Annotated in this window: 5 protein-coding genes; all 5 read left to right on the top strand. The window is 70.8% G+C overall.

Translation table 11 applies throughout. From position 1 onward, the window contains the following. A partial coding sequence (locus GA0115259_RS29990; RefSeq protein WP_093602834.1) for a UDP-N-acetylmuramoyl-L-alanyl-D-glutamate--2,6-diaminopimelate ligase occupies positions 1–1,597 on the top strand: 1,597 nt, incomplete at its 5' end. 4 nt (positions 1,598–1,601) lie between these two features. Continuing rightward, positions 1,602–3,032, top strand: a complete 1,431-nt coding sequence (gene murF, locus GA0115259_RS29985; protein ID WP_093602832.1) for a UDP-N-acetylmuramoyl-tripeptide--D-alanyl-D-alanine ligase — start codon at positions 1,602–1,604, stop codon at positions 3,030–3,032. Beyond that, positions 3,029–4,099 (top strand): phospho-N-acetylmuramoyl-pentapeptide-transferase, encoded by a 1,071-nt coding sequence (gene mraY, locus GA0115259_RS29980; RefSeq protein WP_093602830.1) that lies wholly within the window; start codon positions 3,029–3,031, stop codon positions 4,097–4,099. Before murF ends, mraY begins: the two co-directional genes overlap by 4 nt. Beyond that, positions 4,096–5,505, top strand: coding sequence for a UDP-N-acetylmuramoyl-L-alanine--D-glutamate ligase (murD, locus tag GA0115259_RS29975; RefSeq protein WP_370748718.1), 1,410 nt, complete (start codon positions 4,096–4,098; stop codon positions 5,503–5,505). The genes mraY and murD overlap by 4 nt, the downstream gene beginning before the upstream one ends. 110 nt (positions 5,506–5,615) lie before the next feature. After that, a partial coding sequence (locus tag GA0115259_RS41275; RefSeq protein WP_218104247.1) for a hypothetical protein occupies positions 5,616–5,850 on the top strand: 235 nt, incomplete at its 3' end.

The following is a 5,850-nucleotide window of genomic DNA, read 5'->3' as shown; positions in this document are numbered from 1 at the left end:
CCCAGCCGCGGGAGAGGGCCCCGGGAGGCCCGCGGCCCGCGGCGAGGCGACCGGCATCACCCATGACTCGCGGGCGGTACGCCCAGGAGACGTCTACGCCGCCCTGCCCGGCGCCCGCTTCCACGGCGCCGACTTCGCCGCCCAGGCCGCCGACCTCGGCGCGTCCGTCATCCTCACCGATCCGGCGGGCGCCGAGCGGGCCGGGGCCACCGGACTGCCCGTCCTGGTCGTCCCCGATCCACGCGGCAGCATGGGCGAACTCGCCGCCGAGATCTACGGCCATCCCGGCCCCGATCTGCTCCAGATCGGTATCACCGGCACCTCGGGCAAGACCACCACCGCGTATCTGGTCGAGGGCGGACTGCGCGGCGCGGGCCACCGTACGGGCCTGATCGGCACCGTCGAGATGCGGATCGGCGACGAGCGCATCAAGTCGGAGCGCACCACTCCGGAGGCCACCGATCTCCAGGCGCTCTTCGCCGTCATGCGGGAGCGTGGTGTCGACTCCGTCGCCATGGAGGTCTCCAGCCATGCCCTGGTGCTCGGCCGGGTCGACGGCTGTGTCTTCGATGTCGCCGTCTTCAACAACCTCAGCCCGGAGCACATGGAGTTCCACTCCGGGATGGAGGACTACTTCCAGGCGAAGGCGCGGCTGTTCACGCCCGAGCGCAGCAGGGCCGGTGTCGTGAACTACGACGACGCCTACGGCCGCAGGCTCGCGGTCGAGGCCACCGTCCCGGTCACCACCTTCTCCGCCGAGGGCCATCCGGACGCCGACTGGCGCGCCGAGGACGTCGAGGTCGGCTCGCACGGCTCCACCTTCACCGCCGTCGGCCCCAGGGGCGAGCGCGTACGGGCGGAGGCGCCGCTGCCCGGCCCGTTCAATGTCGCCAACACCCTGGCCGCGGTCGTCACCCTGGCCGTCGCCGGGATCGATCCGCACACCGCCGCGGACGGTATCGCCGCGGTGCCCGGAGTGCCGGGCCGGCTGGAGCGGGTGGACGCGGGCCAGCCCTATCTCGCCGTGGTCGACTACGCCCACAAGACGGACGCCGTCGAATCGGTCCTGCGCTCCCTGCGCAAGGTCACCAAGGGCAAGGTGCATATCGTCCTCGGCTGCGGCGGCGACCGCGACGAGACCAAACGCGGGCCCATGGGGGCCGCCGCCGCCCGGCTCGCCGACACCGCCGTACTGACCTCCGACAATCCGCGCTCGGAGGATCCGCTCGCGATCCTCGCCGCGATGCTGGCCGGCGCCGCCGAGGTGCCGGTCCATGAGCGCGGCGATGTGCTGGTCGACGCCGACCGCGCCTCCGCGATCGCCGCCGTCGTCTCCCGCGCGCACGCCGATGACACCGTACTGGTCGCGGGCAAGGGCCACGAGCAGGGCCAGGACATCGCCGGAGTGGTACGCGCCTTCGACGACCGCCAGGTTCTGCGCGAGGCCATCGAGCGCTCGCTGCGGCACGAGCCGGGACACGGGACGGGATACGAGCCGGGACACGGGACAGGACACGAGCCCGGCCATGAGCACCGCGCCGAGCCATGTCATGAGCAGCGCCACGAGCACCGCCACGAGAACAACAGTCAGGGATGACCCAGTGATCGCCCTCTCCCTCGCCGAGATCGCCGCAATCGTCGGCGGGCAGCCGCACGACATACCGGATCAGTCCGTCCGGGTCACCGGATCCGTCGTGTACGACTCCCGCGCGGTGGAGCCCGGCGGCCTCTTCGCCGCCTTCGCGGGCGAGCGTGCCGACGGTCACGACTACGCGGAGCGCGCTGTTGCCGCGGGCGCGGTGGCCGTCCTGGCCACCCGCCCCGTCGGTGTGCCCGCCCTGGTCGTCGACGATGTCGTCCAGGCGCTCGGCGCCCTCGCCCGCGCCGTGGTCGAACGCCTCGGCGCCACCACCGTCGCCCTCACCGGCTCCGCCGGCAAGACCAGCACCAAGGATCTGATCGCACAGCTTCTGCGCCGCCTCGGGCCGACCGTCTGGCCGGAGGGCAATCTCAACAACGAGATCGGTCTCCCGGTGACGGCTCTGCGGGCCGTCGAGGACACCCGCTATCTCGTGCTGGAGATGGGCGCCCGGTACGTCGGCGACATCCGCTATCTCACCGGGCTCGTGCCGCCCAGGATCGGCCTCGTACTGAACGTCGGCACCGCCCACATCGGCGAGTTCGGCGGCCGTGAGCGGATCGCCGAGGCCAAGGGCGAGATGGTGGAGTCCCTGCCGTCCGCGGCCGAGGGCGGAGTGGCCGTGCTCAACGCCGACGATCCGCTCGTACGCGCCATGACCTCGCGCACCAAGGCCCGCGTCCTGCTGTTCGGAGAGGCGGGCGAAGCAGACGTACGGGCAGAGAACGTCCGTCTCACCGAGACCGGACAGCCCTCTTTCCTGCTTCGAACACCCTCCGGGTGCAGGGACGTGACACTGCGGCTGTACGGTGAGCACCACGTGTCGAACGCGCTCGCCGCGGCCGCCGTCGCCCATGAGTTGGGCATGTCCGTCGACGAGATCGCCGTGGCGCTCTCCGAGGCGGGAACCCTCTCCCGCTGGCGTATGGAGGTCACCGAGCGCGCGGACGGCGTGACGATCGTCAACGACGCCTACAACGCGAATCCCGAATCCATGAGAGCGGCGCTTCGCGCGCTGGTCGCCATGGGCGGTGCCTCACGGGCCGCCGGGGGCCGTACGTGGGCGGTGCTCGGCCCGATGGCCGAGCTGGGGGACGACTCGCTCGCCGAGCACGACGCGGTCGGACGGCTCGCCGTCCGGCTCAACGTCAGCAAGCTCGTGGCAGTCGGGGGCAGGGAAGCGTCCTGGCTGCAATTGGGCGCTTACAACGAGGGTTCGTGGGGTGAGGAGTCGGTGCACGTGTCCGACGCGCGGGCGGCGGTCGACCTGTTGCGCAGTGAGCTGCGTCCGGGAGACGTCGTGCTGGTGAAGGCTTCCAGGTCGGCCGGTCTTGAACGGGTCGCCCTGGCACTGCTCGAAAGCGCCAGCGAGGGCGAGGTCGCCGACCGATGAGGCAGATCCTCTTCGCGGGAGCCATCGGGCTCTTCCTGACCCTGATCGGCACACCGCTGCTGATCAAGCTCCTGGCCCGCAAGGGATACGGGCAGTTCATCCGGGACGACGGCCCGCGTACGCATGGCAGCAAGAAGGGCACGCCCACCATGGGCGGCATCTCCTTCATCCTCGCCACACTGATCGCCTACGCCCTGGCGAAGGTGATCACCGGCGAGGACCCGAGGTTCTCGGGTGTGCTCGTCCTCTTCCTGATGGCCGGCATGGGACTCGTCGGGTTCCTGGACGACTACATCAAGATCGTGAAACAGCGTTCGCTGGGTCTGCGGGCCAAGGCGAAGATGGCGGGCCAGCTCATCGTCGGTATCGCCTTCGCGGTGCTGTCGCTCCAGTTCGCCGACTACCGCGGCAACACGCCTGCCTCCACCAGACTGTCGTTCATCATGGACTTCGGCTGGTCGATCGGCCCGGTGCTGTTCGTGGTCTGGGCGCTCTTCATGATTCTCGCGATGTCCAACGGCGTGAATCTCACCGACGGTCTGGACGGTCTGGCCACCGGTGCCTCGGTGATGGTCTTCGGCGCGTACACCTTCATCGGGCTCTGGCAGTTCCAGGAGTCCTGTGCGAACGCCGTGACACTGACCAATCCCAACGCGTGTTTCGAGGTACGGGATCCACTCGATCTCGCCGTCGTCGCCTCGGCCCTGATGGGCTCCTGCTTCGGCTTCCTGTGGTGGAACACCTCGCCCGCCAAGATCTTCATGGGGGACACCGGCTCGCTCGCGCTCGGCGGCGCGCTCGCCGGTCTCGCGATCTGCTCCCGTACGGAGTTCCTGATGGCCATCCTCGGCGGTCTGTTCGTGATGATCACGATGTCCGTGGTCATCCAGGTCGGCTCCTTCAAGATGACCGGCAAGCGGGTCTTCCGGATGGCGCCGCTCCAGCACCACTTCGAACTCAAGGGGTGGTCCGAAGTCCTTGTGGTGGTCCGGTTCTGGATCATCCAGGGCATGTGTGTGATCGTGGGTCTGGGGCTCTTCTACGCGGGCTGGGCGGCCGAGAAGTGAACTGGCACGGCAAGCGGGTCACCGTCGCGGGTCTCGGGGTCTCCGGGGTCCCGGCGGCCCGGGTCCTGCGCGGTCTCGGCGCCGAGGTCACCGTCGTCAACGACGGGGACGACGAGCGCGCCCGCGCTCAGGCGGCCGAGCTGGAGAAGCTCGGGATCACGGTGCGCCTCGGGGACGGAGAGACGCTGCCCGAGGCCACCGAGCTGGTTGTCACCGCGCCCGGCTGGCGGCCGGACAAGCCTCTCTTCACGGCCGCCGCCGCGGCCGGTGTGGAGATCTGGGGCGATGTGGAGCTGGCCTGGCGGCTGCGCGGCCCGGACGCGGCTCCCTGGCTCGCGGTCACCGGCACCAACGGCAAGACCACGACCGTCAGGATGCTCGCCTCGATCCTGACGGCGGCGGGACTTCGCACTGCGGCCGTCGGCAATATCGGGGTCTCGCTGCTGGACGCCGTCACCGGCGAGGAGACGTACGACGTCCTCGCCGTCGAGCTGTCCAGCTACCAGCTCCACTGGGCGCCGAGCCTGCGCGCCCACTCCGCCGCCGTGCTCAATCTCGCGCCCGACCATCTCGACTGGCACGGCTCGATGGAGGCGTACGCCACCGACAAGGGCCGTATCTACGAGGGCAATACCGTCGCCTGTGTCTACAACGCGGCCGATCCGGCCACCGAGGAGCTCGTGCGGGCGGCCGATGTCGAGGAGGGCTGCCGGGCGATCGGCTTCGCACTCGGCACTCCCGGGCCCTCCCAACTCGGCGTCGTGGACGGCATCCTGGTCGACCGCGCCTTTGTCGAGAACCGTCGGGAGCGGGCCCAGGAGCTGGCCCAGGTCTCCGACGTCCAGCCGCCGGCACCGCACAACATCGCCAACGCGCTCGCCGCGGCGGCCCTGGCCCGTGCCTTCGGTGTCGGGCCGGCCGCCGTACGTGACGGACTGCGCTCCTTCCGTCCCGATCCGCACCGTATCGAACTGGTCGCGGAAGTCGCCGGAATCACCTACGTCGACGACTCCAAGGCCACCAACACCCATGCCGCCGAAGCCTCTCTGGCGGCATACGACCCGATCGTCTGGATCGCGGGCGGTCTCGCCAAGGGCGCGGCCTTCGACGAACTCGTCACGGCGTCGGCGAAGCGGCTGCGCGGAGTCGTCCTGATCGGCGCCGACCGCGCGCTGATCGGGGAAGCCCTCGCGCGACACGCGCCCGAAGTCCCGGTCGTGGACCTCGACCGGACCGACACTGGGGCGATGTCGGCGGCGGTCCGCGAAGCGGCACGGCTCGCACAGCCGGGGGACACGGTACTGATGGCCCCGGCCTGCGCCTCGATGGACATGTTCGCCAACTACAACAAGCGAGGCGAGGCGTTCGCGGACGCGGTACACGCACTCGCCGCCGAGCGCGCCTGACCGGCCCGGCCCTTGTGCCGGGCCGTCCCGGGGCCGCGACACCCGTGGTGGTTCCGCGGGCCCCGGATCCCCGGCAGCCGCGCCAGGCACGACTGGAGGGGACAGCGACGATGCCGGCCGACGACACCGCGGACCGAAGGCCCGTCCGGCGGATCTTCACGGACCCGCGCCGGGAGGGCACAGGGCCCGGCGGCTTCGAGGACGGTGTCCCGTCCCATGACGCGCGCCACCGCACCTCCAGGTCCGATCCGCCACGGCCGTCGGGACGGCCTCCCGGGCCGCGTCCCGCGCTCCACCGCTGGGGTCTGACGGGCGGGCCCGTGCTCGCGGGCCCGCCCGTCGGCG

The sequence above is a fragment of the Streptomyces sp. MnatMP-M17 genome, assembly GCF_900091995.1.
In the GTDB taxonomy this organism is placed as follows: Bacteria; Actinomycetota; Actinomycetes; order Streptomycetales; family Streptomycetaceae; genus Streptomyces.
Note: the sequence above shows the minus strand (reverse complement) of the source record. Positions and strands in the feature narration are given on the sequence as shown.